This window comes from Paenibacillus sp. sgz302114 (assembly GCF_056120345.1).
In genome coordinates, this window is the sequence record NZ_JBVYOI010000002.1 from 614,587 (window position 1) to 634,388 (window position 19,802).

At 50.0% G+C, this 19,802-nt stretch carries 16 protein-coding genes and 1 pseudogene; 1 reads left to right on the forward strand and 16 read right to left on the reverse strand.

Annotation, left to right across the window (positions count from 1 at the left end):
* Positions 1-47: 47 nt before the first annotated feature.
* From AC0LWF_RS07900 to AC0LWF_RS07910, 3 genes are all read right to left on the reverse strand, one after another.
* The gene (locus AC0LWF_RS07900) at positions 48-1,766 is read right to left on the reverse strand and encodes a type 2 periplasmic-binding domain-containing protein (RefSeq protein WP_474651000.1); all 1,719 of its coding nucleotides are present in this window, start codon (positions 1,764-1,766) and stop codon (positions 48-50) included.
* A gap of 138 nt (positions 1,767-1,904) precedes the next feature.
* Positions 1,905-2,942, reverse strand: coding sequence for a response regulator transcription factor (locus tag AC0LWF_RS07905; RefSeq protein ID WP_474651001.1), 1,038 nt, complete (start codon positions 2,940-2,942; stop codon positions 1,905-1,907).
* A complete protein-coding gene (locus AC0LWF_RS07910) occupies positions 2,917-4,752 on the reverse strand; it encodes a sensor histidine kinase (protein WP_474651002.1) in 1,836 nt (611 codons plus the stop codon). The genes AC0LWF_RS07905 and AC0LWF_RS07910 overlap by 26 nt, the downstream gene beginning before the upstream one ends.
* A 374-nt stretch (positions 4,753-5,126) precedes the next feature.
* Here AC0LWF_RS07910 and AC0LWF_RS07915 point away from each other — a divergent pair.
* Positions 5,127-5,477: pseudogene (locus AC0LWF_RS07915) on the forward strand (transposase); the annotation flags it as partial.
* 237 nt (positions 5,478-5,714) lie between these two features.
* Here the strand turns inward: AC0LWF_RS07915 and AC0LWF_RS07920 are convergent.
* The 13 genes from AC0LWF_RS07920 to AC0LWF_RS07980 form a co-directional block, all read right to left on the reverse strand.
* Complete coding sequence (locus AC0LWF_RS07920) at positions 5,715-6,119, reverse strand: DUF7674 family protein (protein ID WP_474651003.1); 405 nt, start codon at positions 6,117-6,119, stop codon at positions 5,715-5,717.
* Positions 6,120-6,588: 469 nt separating this feature from the next.
* Positions 6,589-7,323 (reverse strand): metallophosphoesterase family protein, encoded by a 735-nt coding sequence (locus tag AC0LWF_RS07925; RefSeq protein ID WP_474651004.1) that lies wholly within the window; start codon positions 7,321-7,323, stop codon positions 6,589-6,591.
* Between the two features lie 196 nt (positions 7,324-7,519).
* Positions 7,520-7,798, reverse strand: coding sequence for a hypothetical protein (locus AC0LWF_RS07930; protein ID WP_474651005.1), 279 nt, complete (start codon positions 7,796-7,798; stop codon positions 7,520-7,522).
* A 289-nt stretch (positions 7,799-8,087) separates the two neighbouring features.
* Positions 8,088-8,573, reverse strand: a complete 486-nt coding sequence (locus AC0LWF_RS07935; RefSeq protein WP_474651006.1) for a DUF4362 domain-containing protein — start codon at positions 8,571-8,573, stop codon at positions 8,088-8,090.
* Positions 8,574-9,285: 712 nt separating this feature from the next.
* Positions 9,286-10,212: an ROK family protein gene (locus AC0LWF_RS07940; protein ID WP_474651007.1), complete on the reverse strand. Its 927-nt coding sequence runs from the start codon at positions 10,210-10,212 to the stop codon at positions 9,286-9,288.
* A 16-nt stretch (positions 10,213-10,228) separates the two neighbouring features.
* The gene (locus AC0LWF_RS07945) at positions 10,229-11,980 is read right to left on the reverse strand and encodes a class I mannose-6-phosphate isomerase (protein ID WP_474651008.1); all 1,752 of its coding nucleotides are present in this window, start codon (positions 11,978-11,980) and stop codon (positions 10,229-10,231) included.
* Between the two features lie 83 nt (positions 11,981-12,063).
* Complete coding sequence (locus tag AC0LWF_RS07950) at positions 12,064-12,840, reverse strand: DeoR/GlpR family DNA-binding transcription regulator (RefSeq protein ID WP_474651009.1); 777 nt, start codon at positions 12,838-12,840, stop codon at positions 12,064-12,066.
* Positions 12,841-12,917: 77 nt separating this feature from the next.
* Positions 12,918-14,090 (reverse strand): acyltransferase domain-containing protein, encoded by a 1,173-nt coding sequence (locus tag AC0LWF_RS07955; protein WP_474651010.1) that lies wholly within the window; start codon positions 14,088-14,090, stop codon positions 12,918-12,920.
* 33 nt (positions 14,091-14,123) lie between these two features.
* Complete coding sequence (locus AC0LWF_RS07960) at positions 14,124-15,776, reverse strand: gamma-glutamyltransferase family protein (protein WP_474651011.1); 1,653 nt, start codon at positions 15,774-15,776, stop codon at positions 14,124-14,126.
* Positions 15,773-16,339, reverse strand: coding sequence for a DUF1697 domain-containing protein (locus AC0LWF_RS07965; protein ID WP_474651012.1), 567 nt, complete (start codon positions 16,337-16,339; stop codon positions 15,773-15,775). The genes AC0LWF_RS07960 and AC0LWF_RS07965 overlap by 4 nt, the downstream gene beginning before the upstream one ends.
* 70 nt (positions 16,340-16,409) lie before the next feature.
* Positions 16,410-17,525: a hypothetical protein gene (locus AC0LWF_RS07970; protein ID WP_474651013.1), complete on the reverse strand. Its 1,116-nt coding sequence runs from the start codon at positions 17,523-17,525 to the stop codon at positions 16,410-16,412.
* Between the two features lie 100 nt (positions 17,526-17,625).
* Positions 17,626-18,894: an alpha-L-fucosidase gene (locus AC0LWF_RS07975; RefSeq protein ID WP_474651014.1), complete on the reverse strand. Its 1,269-nt coding sequence runs from the start codon at positions 18,892-18,894 to the stop codon at positions 17,626-17,628.
* Positions 18,895-18,928: 34 nt separating this feature from the next.
* Positions 18,929-19,801 carry a sugar phosphate isomerase/epimerase family protein gene (locus AC0LWF_RS07980; RefSeq protein ID WP_090580484.1) on the reverse strand — a complete coding sequence of 291 codons (873 nt, stop codon included), beginning with the start codon at positions 19,799-19,801 and terminating at the stop codon, positions 18,929-18,931.
* Position 19,802 lies beyond the last annotated feature (1 nt).

Sequence of the window (19,802 nt, forward strand, 5' to 3'; positions counted from 1 at the left end):
TAAAAAGGGGAACCGCCTTGGACAGGACGATTCCCCCGTTTGCCGCCCTACTGCATTTTAGCTAAATTCTTCTGGTACTCTTGCGTACGGAATGCTTCGATGTCCTTCAGACCGAGTTTATTGGCTTTATCGCGCATGTCGTTAAAGGCCGCAATGGCTCCATCTTCTGTCTTGCTCATAACCGCCTTGGCAAAGCTGGTTTTGATTAGATCTTCGATTTGCTGATTGACGATTGTGAGCGGATTATCCGCGGTGAAGACGATACGTCTTGCCGTATTGTCATAGATCGTATCCTTCAGGTTCGTGTTCATAAGCGCTTTCCACTTGTCTTCCATATTGAAGTTCTGGTCATACCAAGCGGTGCTTTTATTATCGTCGCTCATGAGACCTTGCGGGTGATCCAACCAGATTTGGTTTTGGCCTGTAACTTCATCAATCTTGTCGTACTCGAACGTACCCGCGAACAGCTTCTGCTTCTGCGCGTCGTTGAAGGACCATTTGCCATCGCCCTCAAAGTTCCATGTCGAGTCCGGCAAATTCGGAATGCCCCAGCCCGTTAAGCGTGTACCCATCGGCGTCATTTCGAAGTCGAGGAACTTAATAACATCCTCAGGATTCGCTTCTTTATCCGTAATAACGGTGTAATTCCAGCCCGTTGTATCTTTTCCTGACAGGTAAGCAGCTTCCGCTCCCGGCGCTTTCAGGCTGATTTGCACATAGCGTTGCTCATCCGTCCAACCTGGCATAGTCGTCTTCCATACCTCATGGCCGGCATTCCACGATTGCCACCAAGGTCCGATATGGCCAAGAATCTGTTCGTTAGAGAACTTCAGCTTCCAATCATCGTATTTGTTCAAGAAGCTATCCGGATCCATAAGCCCTTCACGGAAGTAGCGGTTATAATATTTGACCATCTCAAGACCTTCTGACGTATTCAGCCAGTGTATCAGGTTATGGCTCGAATCTTCCTTATAGCCGTCTTTCAGCCCCCAGATCCCAACCACGTTGTTTAAACTAATCTGATCGTTCCAGGAAATAGCATAAGTCTTCTTGCCTTGCGCATCCTTTGGATGAGCCGCTACCATTTGTTTCAGCACATTGTAGTAGTCATCCGGCGTCTCAATCTTCGGTGAGCCCATCTCTTGATACCAGTCCCAGCGAATGTGAGCGCTAAAGTCCGGAATCGGCAGGTAGCCCCAGCCTCTTGGCAGTCCCCATAGCTTGCCATCCTTATCCAGGTACGAATTGTATTTGGCGCCAAGTTCTTTCTTAATGTTAGGTCCGTACTTGTCTACCAAAGGAGCCAGGTCGATCAGCTTGCCTTGTGACCGCCATTTATCCATCGTGTCGCTGTCCATGGAAGACATCACGCCAGGATAATCATTGGAAGCAAGCATCAGGTTCATCTTTTCCTTGCCGTCCACATCATACTGCGTTTTCTTGATGTCGACGTTAAACTTCTCCAGGAAGTAGTCGTGTATTGCGACTAATTTCTTGGCCACCTTGTCGGGGTTGTCCTTATCCGCAGAGTAGTAATCAATCGTGATCGTCTTTTCCGGAACCGTCCAGCCAAACTCATTGACCTTCGGCGCTGCAGCTGTGTTTGTGTCTTTGTTCGTGTTTTGCTGCGTGTTTGTCGTTGCGGAATTATTGCCTTTGTTATTGCTTGCGGCAGGCTCATTGTTGTTGCTCGAGCACCCCGCCATTAGACCGCCGGTCAGAAGCACCGTGCCTAGTACCAGAGTTGTACTTTTTCTAAGCTTCATTGTTTCATTCATCCCCCTAACAAGAAGTGACTAGTCTCTCGCAATGCTGTTTACATCTCTTATACTAGGGGCCTTGAGTGGAATTGAGGATGTAGATATCTTCACGGGTATGTGCTATTCATCACAAAATGAGAGCGTTTACATGAGTTTCCTATATTCACTTGGCGTGACACCGACAATCTTCTTGAACAATTTTGTGAAATGGGAATAATCCGGGTAACCCACCTGCTCGCCGATCTCATAGGTTTTTAGCTGTTTGTGTTGACTCAGCAGCTCTTTGGCTTGCTCAATGCGGTATTCGATCAGGTAGGAGATGAATGACTTGCCTGTCTCCTGTTTGAACAGATTGTAGAAATGCGTGACGGACATACCCAGCGTCGACAGCAGCTCATCAAGCTTAAACTCTGGATCGGCAAAGCGGGCATGAATAACCGCTACTGCCTCTTGAATCGCGCCATGCCTCCCCCAATTCCGACTGTTTCTGACTTGAAGAACCCTATGCTGCAGCATAGCGCAAAACTCTTGCGTCATCTCGGAGAGCTGTTCCTTCCACAGCAGATCGAAAGCTAGCGGTGTTCCTCGCTCCTTTGACTGATGACGAATGGCAGCAGCGACGTCGAGCAGGCTCCCCTTCTTCTGCTCATCCGGCAGATCGCAGCCGAGAATCAGCTGGACAACTTCCTCCGATGCATTCTTAACGCCGAGTTCGTCTGCTTTCCAAATGAGTTCAAACAAATTGCTGGCAGCCGGCAGGCATTGATACATGAGGTCGCTCTTTGTACGGGAAGAATCGATTGTTTCCTTATGCTTCGCATACAGCCCCAGCATAAGCTCCTTTACCGCCGATACGCGAATCGGCTTCAGAATATAATCCGCCACGCCGTAGCGCAGCGCTTGCCTCGCATAATCGAATTCCCCATACCCGCTCAAAATCACAATCTCCGGCTTCCAGCCATTCTCATGGATGGCGCGAATAAGCTCCAGCCCACCCATGACGGGCATACTGATATCTGTAATAATGACATGCGGTCGTTTCTGTTCAGCAAGCTCAAGTGCTTCTTGCCCGTCCATCGCATCTCCGACAATTTCAAAATCAGGATGGGTATCGGTTAATATTTTACGCATGCTAAGCTTTATCATTGGTTCATCATCAACCAGCAAGATGCGGTAACTCATCGGTTTCCTCCTTCGATTTCGCCGGGAGCGGCAGCACTAATTGAATCGTTGTTCCGTTCACATCCGATGAGGCAATAAATAGACCAAACGGCTCTCCAAAGAGCATTCGTAAGCGAGTATGCACATTATGCAGGCCAATGGACGACGGACCGTTCTCGTGATTGAAGCTGTCGGATTCTTCCGCTTCGTTTTTCATGAATGACGCATTATAGCGTTCCATCATTTCAAGCGGCATTCCTTTCCCTGTATCGGAGATTTCCAGGACGTAACGGTCACCATCCACCATTCTGCCTGCAATTCGTATCGCGCCTGGGCGGATTTTATGCTGCTCATAGCCATGCTTGAAGCAGTTCTCCACAATAGGCTGGAGCGTCGAACGAACGGCAGGAATCGAAGCCGATAACGCTCGATCGACATCAATTCGATAAGTAAACGTCTGGTAGCGCTCCGATTGTATGGCGAGATACGCTTCGATATGCCGAAGTTCATCTACCAGAAAAACGCCCCCGTTTGGATTTTGCACATTGTACCTAAACATGTCTCCCAAAGAGACAATCATATTGCTAATCTTCTCATTGCCTTCCACAATGGCGTTGGAATTAATGAACTCCAGCGTGTTATACAGAAAATGAGGGTTAATCTGAGCTTGCATTGCGTGAAGGAGGGATTCCTTCTGCTTCACTTCAAGCTCCTTCTCGCGCAGCTCTGTCACATGGACAATTTCGATGAGCCGTTTGATTTCTTCGACCATTTTGTTAAACCCCCGATACAAGCTCCCGATCTCGTGTCCCCCTTCATTAGGATTAGGGGCCTTGACGGTGAAGTCACCCATCTCTGCGCTTTTCATCAGCTGCAACAGCTTCACTAATGACTTGGTGATCGAGTAAACAACGCCGCTGGCTGCCAACATGGATAGTAGGAAGAGAAGAACCAGTACAACAATCGAAATACGGCTTACCGTGACGATAGATTGATTGAGCTCCGACAGCAGCACCTCTGATATCAATGTCAAATCCGTTCGGTCAGAGCGGATAAATACGACGAGCTTCTTGCCCATATCCGTATTTATTGTAAAAGTGCCGCTTTGCTTCGTGCCCATCTCCTTCAAATATTTAGCGGGAACTACCTTCGTCAAAAGTTCGTCTTGCGGGTGATAGATGACCTGATTGGCTGAATCGGCCACCCATACAAAGCCTGTCTGCCCAAGCTGCACCTGTTGAATGATATGCACCATTTCCTCACGCTTGAGGTCGACGATAAGCATCCCCTGCTTCATATAGCTTTGCGGCGGATTAAATTTCATCGCCATGGCGACAACTCGTGTGCTTGGCGTTCCTTCAAATCCCATAATTCTAAATCTACCGGAAGCCTTCAGCCGTTTGAGATAGGGCGAATAACGCTCCTCTGCCAGCATGTAGCTCGAGCTTGAGGTCGCTTTAATACGATCGGAAATCAGCGAGATGCCATAAATATCCGACCGGTTCATTACGATTTTGGCGAACAACTCTTTCTCGATTCGATAAGATAGCTCAAAGCGTTTAATGGGATCGTCATCTTGATTGTTAAGAAAATCCCCGGTTAAATCGCTGGACAACATCGGCAGCATCGTCCGCTGCACTTCAGTGAAATACGTCTCCAAGTGCGCGTTGACCTGGTTCACCATTTGAATACTGGAATCAACGGCATTGCTTTCAATGACATGGTACGTTTTCTGATACCAGATCCAACCGATCACCGGCAGCGGGAAATATAGAAAAATCATAATAATGAGTAGCTTCTTCTGAAGTGAAATGTGCTTTAGTCGCTTCATACTTACCTCCTGATTATTCTGGCCGCTAGATCAGACGATTCCGATTAATTAAGGAAGAATGGAATAGAATTTAAATATAGCCGAAATAATTATGAAAGCGCTATATTTTTTAATCGTTATCAAAAAACAATGAAACACCATCTCCGAATCTTGGTGATGGTGTTTCATTGTTTTGAGCTGGCCATAAAAACTGTGCCTATCGCATAAAGCTATACGGACCAAATAAATATAACTCTTATTCTAGGGCAGAAGATTAATAGTGTATAATACCAAAATAGTTATTATATATAGATAAAAAGCTATTTTTATGCTTTCCTCTTACGCTCCTATATGAAATCGAGGAAGGCGTGGTAGAGCGGTGTTATTTCAATGAAGCTGCAACGATTATTTCGGAAATCGGTGAAATCGATCGGTTTAATCACCCGAAGAAATTGGTTGCCTTCGCTGGTGTAGATCCCAGTGTTCATATGTCGGGGAAATTCACAGCAACGATCAATCGAATTACAAAACGCGGCTCCAGTAGGCTTCGGCATACCTTATTCTTGGCCGTCCTTTGCAGCTTGCGGCGCTCCGGTAGCAAGAAAATGAAGGCATTTTACGAGAAGAAGATCGCTGAAGGTAAGCCTTACAAGGCCGCCATGGTTGCCTGCGTTAACAAGCTACTACACTGGATATTCGCATTGCTTAAGCACAAAGAGACCTTCATCGATTTGGAATTAGCCTAAGCAACCAACACAAGAAAAACCTTCCAACGTCATTTCAGAGGGTTATTTGCCTTGCTCAGATTCTAGTATAGCAGTCTGTTTTCGAGATTCCATTGAAAAATCTTGACAAGATATTAGCTGGTTTAGTTGAACAGAGGCAGCCGATCGATACTCGACGGCTGCCTCTGTGTATGTATTCAACTATCGATCCCATTGGCATAATGATTCTTGCAAATTTGTCCGATGTACTTCACAACTTTATTTCTTGACACCACCGATATAGTTTGTTTTCCCTTCCCAAAGATCATTTAGATGATTCCACCATTTGAGAGACTCCGGCTGTAACCATTTGACGAAAACCTCTGGATCGATTTCTATGTTTGAACTTATATTTTGTACTCCTTCTAGAAATCCAATTGTAGCGGCTTCTTGAACATACTCATCCCCACTCACGTGCAGCTGCTCGATAACATTGAATATTTCTGGGAGTTCATCCAGCTTATTGTTCATATATAAGTTAATAACGTGATCAATAAAATCCCCTAGATCGCTATACAATAGATGTTCTGCATCATCTACGTATTCGTTATTAGTATACTCCTCCCATCGTTCTTGATAGGAAGGACTCACATTTATCAGTAATCTCATTACATCTTGCTTCACGATCTGATGTTTCGTGTCTAAATCACCTTCTGCAAATAAAATTCACTCTAAAGATGCCCGTTATCGTTTAATAACTTGCAGTAACTAAATTAAGAATAGATCACCTTAAAAAGATTACTAAGATGGAACATAAGGTTGCCAAGATTATCGAGATCATACTAAATTGAATCCGTCTTAACCATCTCTCTTTTAAAAGACGCGATAATGCCCGCTCTCTCTTCAGTTCCTTTAATTCCTTTTGATATTGATACCGATGAAGAACTGGTAATAGATATAGAATACCCGCAATAATACTCAAAGTGATTTTTAATATTGATTTGAATTCCATTTTATGCATCGGCCTCTGAATCGTTTTTATTAAAGACTATTTCAGGATTCCCGACTACGGATTGAACTAAACTGCCCCGTTAGCGGAATAGGCGCTGATTATCGGCAGCCTGTACTTCGTTGTGCTATGGTCCATCTTAGATCAAGCCTCTTCAAAACTCAGCTGCCCACCATGGAAAATCTTTAGGATAAATTCGCGTTCAGGCACCTGAAGTTGATGATAAGATCTAAGAAACTCCTTGTTGTTGTAGGGTACTTCAATTAATTCTTCGTTCAATACATCCTTAGTTATTGTGATAATACCGTATCTTGCGAGTGGTTTATCGTAGCAACCTAATGAACCTGGATTAAAATAAACCCGTTCTCCAGAATCAAAGTGATGTACGATATGATGATGTCCAAAACATACTACACTATGCTCTGTATCTTTATAGTGTTGATCCAAGCACTGAATTGTTGGGTTATTGTCAATAGGCATAAACCATTCATCTTGATCAAGATGATAATGACTAAACAGAAATTGTTTATTGAAAAGATTTACTATTAATTGTTTAGACCACTTTTTCATCTCTTCGATGTACATTGGGTTGATTCTGTCGGCCAGCCACTGATGATGATGCCGTTCATTTTGATGTCCTTTAGGAGCAACCTCACCATGATATGCAGCCAAAACAGCTAAATCATGATTTCCTACAACAAATGAAATATCACTTCGTGATAATAGCTGTTCAAAGAGTTCGTTAGAGTCGGGTCCAATGCCAACCACATCGCCTAAGCAATAAATGTGATCAACATTCATAGAGAAAATATCGTCTAGCACTGCCTCTAATGCGGGGCTGTTCCCATGAATATCGGTTATAATCGCTAATTTCGTCATTTGTGCCTCCAGTAAACAGTTTGCTGTAATGGATTCGTCACCAATACAAATATTTCCTATACACTTCTGTTTTCTGTTGGCCTTCCTCAAATCTGCCCGTTAGTTCAATGAAAAGCGGCAGCTGACTATTAAGCCAGCTGCCGTCGTGTTGTATTGAGCGATAATCCCCGTTAGGTTAAGCTTTGTGCTATCATAGTCAACTATTCTCTTTGAAATTGTTAATCAATTCCCCGGATGTTTTCATTGCTTCTTCTCTAGCATTGGCAGGTGCGATTATCATGTACCCGTTTGTTTCAGACCACGAACCTTTGCTTCCCTCTGACTGATGATCGAACAATGCAACCGTAAATGCAGTGAAGTCGTCATTGACATATACTGCGCCATACTGATAAATCGCAGGCGTAATAGAACCCTTTTCATCATTAATCGTAAAAAAGGAAACAATTGAAGTGTAATTTTCGCCAGTGTAAATCATCTCAAGTGCACTTCTATCTTTGGGCAGCTGAGGTACTTTATTTCCCTCAAATGCTACGTTACCACGGAACGACCATTGATGTGCTGGCGCAACTTCCCGTTCAAATGCACACCTTTACCTGCTCAATTACGCCCTCTTGCCCGAGCTGATAATACACACCATCTATTGTTTTCGTGTAGTGTTTCGGTGTTAAATACCATATGGTCCATGCGCTGGCCCCTATTAGAATAATGGTAATCAGCCAGTTTAATATATTTCGTTTCAAACAGTATGCTACTTCTGAGTCAAACTAGAAATAAAACGTGTTTCCGATCTCCTCGGACGAGCAACCAATAAGCACATATTTCTTATCGGCAACTGCGGAATTAATCTGCTTCTTTGATATCCCGCTACAGCTCGTGCTCCTTCTGCCCTTTCCTTGTCCCGCGTACCCATCCATTGAATTGTCATAGGTATATTCTATCGTTTTCCCATTAGAAGAAAACTCATAAAATATCGGGCTACCTTCAATCGTATACTGGGTGATTCGCACAGCATCCGGTTGCTTGTTTGCTACGTTATTCAAAAAGCGCTTCCAGGTATCCAGATTAGAAATATTCTCGCCAAAACCAACAATATCCCCGTTTGCAACAGCTTTATCACGAGGATAGGGCTTTTCGACTTTTGGTAGCGATGCAACAGCGACTGTTATTCCCTGATCCGATGAACCATTCTGAGATGCACAGCCGGTCATTAATGCAACTGCTACCAATATGACAATGATTTGTTTGTACACCCTCATAAACTCACCTCTACTCTTAAAACGCATACCGCGGCATTTAGTTGCATGATTTGTGTAAAGTGCTCCCTTACAGACTATCAATCTGGATTAGGCGCACCTATGTTTTTATTTGTGTTACCTATAATAAAAGAACTCCGGTAATTAAGCATTAAACCTTTACCCATCAGATTGTATGTATAATGTGTACTCCAGATCATCGGGAGTTCTCCAACAAAACGAACATTAGGGTCAAACTCAAGTAATTCTTGAATATAGTAAAGTTCTGTATTATGAGAATATTTAATAAACATAGACTCCGGAATATAGTCTCTCAACACATACCTTAATTCGAATATATGGACTTTCTCCTTGTTATACTCTATTTCTACAATGAGTATCACCTCCACTAAACTGCACATTAACGTAACAGGTTGCCGAAATCAGCCTGTTATCGTTGTTCTAAAGTGTCCCGTAAGCTTAATGATGCGATGTTACTTCTTAAACAACCGAGAAGTATGCTGTTTTTTGCCGCTATCCTATAGCGGCTTCTGCAAGACGCGATTAACATTAAATCAGAGAATGTTTGACGGTCTGAGATTCAAAAAGAAAAATGATGGAAAAGGGGATAGTCATCTCCTAGCGCGAATTATGGATCAATCGTTCGTGAACACCAACAAAAAAGCAGAGAAGCAATCTCTCCTCTGCTTCTCCGCTCTATCGCTCTACTCTATTTAACCAAATGATAGATCCCTCTGAACGTGCTCGCGAACGTATCCAAGCTTACCTGCACCTGCGCGATAATCCCCTGTGCGAGCAGCCCTTCCTTGAACGCGGGGGCGAACAAATCCGCGCTCTTCGAGATTTGACCGCCGAGCACGATCCGATTCGGCTCGTACGCTTGAAACGCCGGGCCGAGAATGACCGCCATCCGCCGCCCGAAGTGATCAAACAGATGGACAGCAGCTGCATCTCCAGAAGCTGCAGCAGCTGCGAGCTCGCGCACATCTCTGCCTGCAAGCTCCATTCCCATCTCCTCTGCCAGCTGCAAAACACCTCTGCGCGAGATGCACTCATCCGCGATCCGGTTGCCGTATGGCTGTGCGTACAACCAGCCATTCTCGGGCACGCCGCGGCGATGCTTCACAAGCTGTCCTCGCTCCAGATAGCAGGAGCCAAGCCCTGTCCCAATCGTCAAGCACACGGCACGCTCCGCGCCAACCGCTTCGCCGCCGCTATTCGCTTCTCCGAGGCCGAACAGTGCAGCGTCATTCTCGAAAGCAATGCGGAATTCCAAGCTTAATCGTCCACTCAGCAGTGCATGCGAACGGATCGCTTCGTCCAGCATTTCCCCGATGTTAAGCCCGTACAGTGACTCGAATTTGCCAAGTCCTTGAATGAGGCAGACACCTTGCTCGTAATCGAAGGGGCCAGGGAAGGCAAGCCCGAACCCAACAACCTTCTCTTCCGATAGCCCTCCACTCCCTAGCACATCGACGGCAATATCTACAAAGTGGGCAATAATCGCATCCGCCCCAAGCTCCGAGCGAGAATCATAGTGCCCCACGGTCGAGGCGATGATCTCGCCATCATGCATCGCCGCCGCTTTAATCTGAGTTCCGCCAACATCGAAGGCAAGTATTATGTCTCGGCTCATCTGCTAGTTCCGCCTCCTATGCTCGCACGTACGCTTTAATCGTTCCAATTGTTTTGCCAATGCTTGGCCCGCTTGGGCGAATCGTATAAGAAGCAACGGATGCCGGCACGATGAACGTTTCCGCGTAACGGATGATGAACGGCTCGAAGGCGCCGTCCGGACTTTCCACAACGGCTTCCTCCCCTTCAATCAAGTTCAGCATATTCACACTGCCGTTTGCTTGATGAAGAACAGCTGTGGAGAACCAGTGCCGCCTTGTCTCGATGAACTCCAGCTCATGCAGACCGGTCCGCTCTTCCTTCCAGCCTTCACCTTCCGCAATCGTCTCGACCACACTTACGCAGCTGCTCGTCGTCCAGTCGGTCGTCCTATCCCACTGAATAACCTTGGAGCCATGCTCCACGTGAACAGGCCGCGGCTTCCCGTCGAGGCCAAGCCGATCCCAATCCCACAGCTTAAATGTGAAAATATAAGGTGTCGCACTAATCTCCAGCACCATGCAGCCCGCTCCCGAGCAGTGGACCGTGCCTGCCGGGACTAGGAAATGGTCGTGTTTTGCCGCCGGATAGACGTTGACGTACTGCTCCGCTGGAAAAGTATTGCCGCCTTCCTGCGCTTTGCGCAAATCGGCCAGCATCGCTTCTGGCTGAATATTGTCCTTCAGCCCTAAGTACACCTCCGCGCCAGGCGAAGCTTCGAGAATATAGTAGCTCTCATCCTGCGTATACGGCATGCCGAACTGTTCGCGGATATAGTCCGTCGTCGGATGCACTTGCAGGCTAAGATTTTGCCCGCCGATTGTATCTAAGAAGTCGAATCGAATCGGGAATTCAGCGCCGAAGCGCGAATACACCTTCTCGCCGAGCAGCTGGATCGACTCGAAGAACACCACATTAATCGAAGGCAGCTCGACCCGAATCGCATCATAATCGAAATAAAGGCTGTTCTCCTCCGGTACGCCATCAAATCCCCATGCATACGGATGCGCTCGCTTCGGAAGCTCAATGTTCGCTTCCAGCCAAGTGCCGCCCCATACGCCCGGATCAAAATACGGCACAAGCCGGAACGGCTGGCTCACCGCTTGCCCAAGTCCAGCGAACAGTGCCTGCCTCGAGAGCAGCTTAGGGTCATCCTTCGTATTCGTATCCAAGTAGAAATCTATGCTTTCCAGCAACGAACGCTTCAGCCGATCCGCCATCCGCCATTCGAAGAAGAAGCCGCGCTTGTAAAGACGCAGAATATCCTCTTCCTTGCGTGCTGTTCTCCAGTTCGCGTACTCTTTCGAGCGGTAACGCTGCTGGATTTCCCATCTCGCCATGTCCGCGTAGACGAACACATCGCCATGAGTAATGAGCGAAGCGCCGAAGCCGATGACGAGAATGATGCCTTTGTCCGCTGCTGCGATCTGCTCCTGCAGTTCCGCGACTCGCTCTGGATTGTAAAACTCCTCAATCTTGAACGGCGTCATATAGCCAAACACACGATCATCCGTCATGTAGCGCTCGACTTTGGCATCGACATCGCTTGGCTCCAGAGCCGCATCTTCTGCTTGAACGACAAGCGACGGACGAAGCGTATCGCTCAGTCCGTCTATAATTTCCAGCTGTCTCGCACCGGGGTAGCATTCGATGACGACAACCGTTTTCTCTTTTTCAATTCGCGCAAGTGCGGCTGATAGGGTGCGCCCGATCGCCTCATAGCCTGACCAAGCCTCATGGTCATAACCGCGTATGGTGATGGATGGTGCTTTATTGTAGGCTGCCTTCACGTAAAGTCCAGCTCCTTCATGTCATATTAACTATCACAATATAACATAAATGAACATGATTGGACATCTGTAAAAGGAAGGAATTAAACGATATGCAGCTCTGCCCCGCCCTCTTCAATCGTCTGCCTATCCGCGTCTGTAATTCGGTCATCCGTAATGAAAGCATGGATGTCGCCAAGGCGGGCAACGGTGGAGAAGAACCGCTTGCCGATCTTGGACGAATCAAGCAGAATAACGACTTTCTCTGCGGAGCGCATCATCGCTTTCTTCACCTGCGTATCCATCAGATTCGGATCCGTGAAGCCCTCTTCATGGGAATAGCCGAGTGCGGACAGGAACAGCGTATCCGCGTGGTAGCGCTTGAAAAACTCCTCCGCCACAGGGCCAACGAATGTGCCCGACACTTCGCGCAGCATGCCGCCGCAGCTAATGATCGTATGCTTCTTCGCAGAGAGCGGACGAATCCTGCCCAGCGTGTCGATCCCGTTCGTAACCAGCGTCAAGTTGTCATAGGCTCCGAGATAGTCTGCCATACGCGAAACGGTCGTACCATTCTCCAATATATTAACGGAGGAGCTGCGAACAAAATGCCCTGCCGCATAAGCCGCCAGCTTGTCCTTCACATCCCCGTTGTTCGCAAGCTTCGTTGCGAGATCAGGCTCGTCCGCCACCGCGCCGGTATCATTGTAGACGACGCCACCGTGCGAGCGTGTAACACGCAGCTCCTGCTCGAGCAAGGTCAGATCGCGGCGAATCGTCATCTCCGACACGCCAAAATGATCGCTCAATTCCTTCATCGTTGCAGCGCCGCGCTGCGCCAAATAGTTCAGCACAGCTTGTTTTCGTTGTAATGGCAGCATGTAGAATAGATACCCCTCTTAGATGTTCATATACTTCTAATTTGCTAATTCTAACATAAACGAACAGCCACCTAAAGTTACTGCCACACCTTGTCGTCCGGCAAAATAACCCCGCCCATATCGCGCAGCGAGTGACCATCCATCATATGCTGCCGAACGATACGGCGAAGTGACGTATCCTGCGGCGCATCCGCCCAATCGGCGTACAATTGCCCGTCGAAGATCCGCCTCAGCCCTTCGGTGCCGTCGCTTGCGGATGGGTAGAGATGAAATCCGTTCAGGAATTGAACGATATTTTGAGCTGGTGCCAGCAGCTGCCTGAACTGCGAATCCAGCAGCCATGAAGTACAAGCATAGGCGCGGAAGCTGGCTTCCGGGAAGTACTGCGCGAAGAATCGGCTCGCCTCGCGCAGCGATTCGCCGCATTCGCGGATGTCCAGCTTGCCATCTGCCGCGACATGAATATCGAGCACGGAATCGCCGTCTCGAAGGATAATGTCCCAATCCTCGCGTGGAGACAAGACCGTCTGCGCTTGGCTCGCATAGCCATCAGCATTGATGCGGTGTCCGCGTATTGAAGCTTCTTCAAGAAGAAGCTCAGATTGCCAAGCGTCTCCTCCGTGATCAGAAGACTCGAACCGCCCGCTTGTGCCGTCGATGAGGCCATCGCGCCGGAAGCGGATGCCGCCTTCCGCCATAACGACCACTTCGCTTGTTTTCGTATTGCGCAGCACCACCATATGCCCATTGAACCGGCTCCAGCAGAACTGAAGTCTCCCGAGGCGGAACAGCTGGAACGTCAAATGATGATGCATCCACATAATATCGGTGCCCCAGCTGCCGTGCTTGCGGTAGTAGTGCTCCATCCACAGCTTCAAGTCGCTCAGCGTATGGACGAGCACCTCTGCCGGGATGCCGTAGTGCTGATACTGTTTAATGGTTCGCGGCAGTCCGCTCATTAGGACGAGCGGGATGAACTGCGCAGCTTTATCGCCTGTGCGCTTGATCCAATCGGACACTTCCGCTCGGTAGGCGCTAACTTCGCTCCCGTCCTCGGGGAACAGCAGCACTCGTCCTTCCTGCGCTAGCTCGCTGAGCGCTTCATCTGCGCGTATCTCCGCTGCTGCTGTCGTTAGCGCGCGAAGCGCATCCGCCGGAAGCTGCAGCCATTCATTCGCTGCCGTGAGCTCCGCTTCTTGCAGGAACCAGAGCGGTTCCGCCGATTGTTGTCTAGTTGCATGTCCAATCATCAGGCTACAAGTCTCCTCTCCATATCGCCGCAATCACCATGAAGCTATGCAGCCGTCCGTTCTTGGTTCTGTCCCGCCAATCAATACGCCGCTCGGCTCCCGCCATATCACTTGTCCGCAGCCAAAAGGTTTGCGGTCGGCCATCACTTGAATGTGATGCCCTCGTTCCTGAAGCCCCGTTGCAATAGCAGACGGAACCTCCGCTTCTACAAGCACTTGCTTGCCTTCGGTCCACTGCCACCTCGGCGCATCAAGGGCAGCCTGCGGGTTCAGCTTATAGTCGATCAGGTTCGAGATCACCTGCAAATGTCCTTGCGGCTGCATGAATGCACCCATGATGCCGAACGGACCGATCGGTTGTCCGTCCTTCGTAAGAAAGCCTGGAATAATGGTATGATAAGGCCTTTTGCCTGGCTCCAACACGTTCGCATGTGCAGGATTAAGCGAGAAAGAATGCCCTCGGTTTTGCAGGCTGATGCCTGTGCCCGGCACAACGACACCGGAGCCAAAGCCGTTATAATTGCTCTGGATGAAAGAGATCATATTGCCTTCTCCGTCGGCTGCAGCCAAGTAGACCGTTCCGCCCTTAGGCAGCTCGCCCGGCTCCGGCATAAGCGCCTCCGTGCCGATCAAGCTTCTTCGCTGCGCCGCATAATCCTGCGACAGCAGCTCTTCCGCGCTGACGCTCATCCGCGCCGGATCGGTAATGTAATGCTTCCCGTCCGCGAAAGCCAGCTTGAGCGATTCGATCTGGGCGTGGTACGTCTCCACGCTGTCTTTGTCGCCAAGCGGGATGCCGTTCAATACATTCAACGCCATCAGCGCGACAAGCCCTTGCCCGTTCGGCGGCAGCTCCCACACATCGTAGCCGCGATAATTGACCGACAGCGGCTGCACCCATTCCGGCCGGAATGCGGCTAGATCTTCCTTGCGAAGCAGGCCGCCGCTCTCCCGCGCATAGCGGTCGATTCGCTCCGCCAGCTCGCCGCGGTAGAACGATTCGCCCTTCGTCGCGGCAATATCGCGAAGCGCGAGCGCGTGGCCTTCCGAGCGCCACATCTCTCCCGGCCTCGGCGCCCGACCTTCTGGCGCGAAGACGCGGAACCACTCGTCATAGACGCCACTCGCACCTTCTCTGCCGCTCTCGCGCCGAGCTTTCCACACCTCATAAGCCCGCGACCACTTGATGCTCAGCTCCGGGCTGACCGGATAGCCGCCATCTGCATAGGCGATGGCAGGCTCCATCAGCTGCGCGAACGGCAGCTTGCCGAACCGTTCGGACAGGCTCGCCCAAGCTCCCGGCGCGCCAGGGACGGTGACCGGCAGCCAGCCGCTTGTCGGCATCTCCCCCGCGTGGCCGCGCTGCTTGACGGCATCCAGCTTCAGCAACGATGGCGCGCCGCCGCTTGCATTAAGGCCATACATTTGGCCTTTGCACCATAGAATGGCGAACGCATCGCCGCCGATACCGTTCGAGGTCGGCTCGACAACGGTGAGACAAGCAGCAGCCGCGATAGCAGCGTCGATGGCATTGCCGCCCTGCTGCAGAACGCGAAGCCCTGCCTGCGAAGCAAGCGGCTGCGAAGTCGCGACCATGCCATTACGTGCAACGGTCGCTGTTCTTCGCGACGAGTATGGATAATGCGTCAAGTCATAGTTCATATTCATATCCTTGTCCGTGTTCATGCTTGTCCCTCCATTTCACGCGCCAATGAAACCAGCTTGTTCACGGTGTTCCAGTTGCGTACCGTCGTCGGCGGACTCAGCTTGTCCGCTTGGACAGCGAGCTTAGAATTGCGGACGCTCTCCGCGAACAGCAGATACAGATCACGGCCAGCAAGCGCCCACTGATCCGCGCCGGCATCGAAAGCTTCCAGCTTGCTAAGCTTGTCCGGCTTCGGGGCTTCCAGCATCATCGACACATACAAGCATTCTCCTTCACAGGAGGCCTCCGCCTGAGCAATTTGCGCTTCTGTGAACGGACAGCTCGCCGCGATATGCTCAAGCTCTGCCGCGGAGCGAATAATGACTCGAATGGACAGCCCGAACGAATTCTCGATTACCTGCTCGATCTGGCGGCATAGCTCCGGCTCCTCTTCATCCGACTCGAACAATATGTTGCCGCTCTGAATATACGTCTGCACCCGCGCAAATCCGCTTGTTTCCATCGCTTCACGCAGCTCCGCCATCTTGATCTTGTTCTTCCCGCCGACATTAATGCCGCGCAGCAAAGCAATGTGAATCGCCATCCCCGCATCCACCGCTTTCTATTAAAGATTCAGGATAAGTTTACCACAACTTCTAGCCGCGTTGGCTCCATCACTTCACATAATAGGAACGAGCTTTGGCCACGAATACGTCGTACGCCGGTTTAGGTGTCCAATTTGCATCGCTGTGCAATAACCCGAATTTGTTCTCCCTGTCGGCATCATCGTCCGAGGCGTTATCCACCAGCTCGTACCAGAGCATAGGCCCAGCGTAAGGCAAGCTATACCAAACATCGAACGCCTTACTTGTGAATTGCGCTTGGTCCGCCTCGCTTACTTCCCCTTCTCCTGTGCCAGTAGCCCAGCCTACTTCGGTTGCCCAGATTTTGCGATCAGTATCGCCGCGGCTATCCATGAGATCGACGAGACTTGCAAGCTCGCTAAATGTCCAGTGGGTGCTCGACGGCTCAGACACATACGTATACGGATGATAGGCAATGGAGTCAAAATAACCTTGCCCGCCGCTGTCATAGATCGTCTGCATGAAATCAAGAGGCCGGACGCTGCCCGGGATATAGGCGGGCTCAACAGGCGCGAATCCGCCAACGAGCACAAGCGGACGCACCATGCCAAGCTCCATCGCCGCTCTGCGGATGCCCTCCGAGCCGGGAATTAGCATCGCCCTCGTATATTGAGCAGCATCAACCTCTGGCATATTGAAAAACTGCATGTTCTCTTCATTACCGAGCTCGAAGACAATCGGAACGCCTTTCTCCAAGTACCTTTTGGCAACCTCATAGCAGAAAAGCCCATATGCATCTCCGTCCGAGGGCATATAATTGTGCTGTGAAGTATCTGCGCCGTCAGCCGCCCAAGAAGGCGCTGAGCGAATAACGAGCACGAGCTTCAGCCCTTTTGCCGCAGCCGTATCGAGAATGCGATCTGCCTGGGGCCAATCGATGCTCCCCTTTGATTGTTCCATCATATCCCAGAATAAAGTTGCCCGTACCCATTGCGCGCCAGTGCTTCGAACTTGATCATACATGCGGTTTAAGTCGTCTTCCGCAGTAAAGTAAGGATCTTGAGTATTGAGCCCGATCTCATGCGGGTCAACTACCGCGGGAGCTCTACCACCTTGACCGTGATGGATAACAATTACGGAAGCAACTGCTGACAATAACACCAGCGTCGTGATTGCTAGCGCGAGGATCGATTTTCGATTCTTCACTGTGCCGTTCCCTCCTCTCTTCATTCACTACACTGCAAAAATAAAGCCTGGCAGATGAAATCTACCAGGCTCGGGCTGTGCTCATATAATCTAGCTGCTCTTAAACGTCGCCACCCGTATAGTGAACCGAGAGGGAACGAAGAATTGGCTCGTCATCGCATTCGGTTACCTCCACAATGACTCCGGCCGCTTTTACAGTAGGAATACGAATAATGGCTTTGTGGCCGATATTGCTGCCTTCGTACATCGTAACAGGGCGGTGCGATTTGGCTGAGATGATAGAGACTGTGAAACGGCGTACCCGCTCGCCGCCAGTGAGATCTTCTTCAATAATTACATGGTCGATAAGATGCGAAGCTTGCGCCTTATACTGCCATGTGCGGCCTTCCTGCACCCAAGCTTCATTGGTCGCAATCGGATTGCCGAAGCGTCTGCGAATCTCTTCGCCGAAACGCGTCAAATGGTCTGCATCCTTGGCAGGCAGCAAGCCATCTCGGTGCGGTCCGATGTTCAGCAGCAGGTTCGTGCCTCTGCCGACGGAGAGATAGTAGAGCCCCATCAGCTCATCGACGGATTTCACCATATGCTCGTCGGCATCGCTGTAGAACCAAGTGGAACCGTTCGCGCGCATCTGCACGTCGCATTCTGCCGGCAGCCACATCTGCTCGCCAAGATCATCCAGCTTATCCGTATAGATCGAGAAGTCCGTCGAATCTACCACGTTCCAGCAAGGAGTCGGCGCAATGCCGTCTTCATTGCCGATCCAGCGGAAGTCGGGATCACCCATGTTAAAGATAAGAATGTTCGGCTGCATGCGGCGAATCTCGCCGATAATGCGCGGCCAATCATACGTATGGTCCTCCGAGCCGCAGCCGTCAAACCACAATATATCGATATCGCCGTAGCCGCTCAGCAGCTCCGTGATCTGATTGACGAAGTAATCGTCGTACGCTTTGGCATCCTGCGTGTAGAAGTCCGCCGAGCCGTCGTACGGCGAATAGTAAAGCCCCGGCTTCACATCGTTCTTCCGGCAAGCGTTCACGAATTCGCGAACGACATCGCCTTGTCCGTCACGCCATGGGGAAGCTTCGACCGTGAAGCTGCTATATTTCGAAGGCCAGTTCGAGAACCCGTCATGGTGCTTCGCTGTCAACACCGCGTATTCCATACCGGCTTCCTTGGCCGTGCGAATCCACTGCTCGCAGTCCAGTCCCACGGGATTGAAGGCGGCAGGCGTCATCGCCCGCTCGTCGAAATCGGCATAGCCTTCATAGAAGGTACGCAATCCAAAATGAATGAAGAGTCCGAACTCCAACTCCTGGTATGCCAGCTGTTTTGCGCTAGGAATGATAAGCTGCTCCGTTTGCATCGCTTCGTGTACGCCTCCTTGAAATCGGGTGATATTATGCTTCTTGCCAAAGCGTCCGCAGATTGTCCATTGCAATCTTGGAAGCGGATTTGCATTCTTCCATACCTTCGAACTCCACTGTAATAAAGCCGTCGTAGCCGGAATCCTTGATCAGCTTGACGATTTTGCGGATTTCGATTTCGCCGTGACCGACAATTGCGCCGCGCAAGTAGTTGCCGTGAGAGGTGCGGAACCAATCGCCGCCTCCTGGCGGAGCATCGTAAGGACGGAAGTAGAAGTCCTTGAAATGAACGAGCGACGCATACGGCAAGTTTCTCATAACGCCGATGATCGGGTTCTCGTCAACGCACATGAAGTTGCCCACATCGAGCGTCGTCTTGAAATTCGGCCGGTCAACCGCTTGCAGCACGCGCTGCACACGGTCGCTCGCCTGCACGCTGAAGCCGTGATTCTCAATTGTCGTCGTAATGCCGAACTGCGCTGCATAATCGGCAATAATCCGACTGCCTCGCACGATGAGCGGCAAGCTCTCCTCGAACCAAGCAATCGTCATCTGTTCCTTCGGAATCGTGAACGCCGTCACGTCATGACGAAGATGGTTCATGCCCATCCGGTGAATGAGATCGATATGCGACTTCACCCGCGCCATCTCTGCTTCGAATTCCTCTTCCGTCGGCTGCACGAAGTTCGCAGGCATCGAGTAGTTGGATAATGCGATGCCGACTTCTTTTGCCTTCTCCCTTACCGCATCTGCTAGCTCCAGGTTATCAACGAGCGTGTAGCCGTAAGGCACCATCTCCATATGTTCCCCGCCGTTGTCGGCGATCCATTGAATAACGTCCAGCACAGTCATCTCTCCGGACTTGAGCGCCGGGAGCAGGCTGTACGTGCTTAATCCGATTTTCATC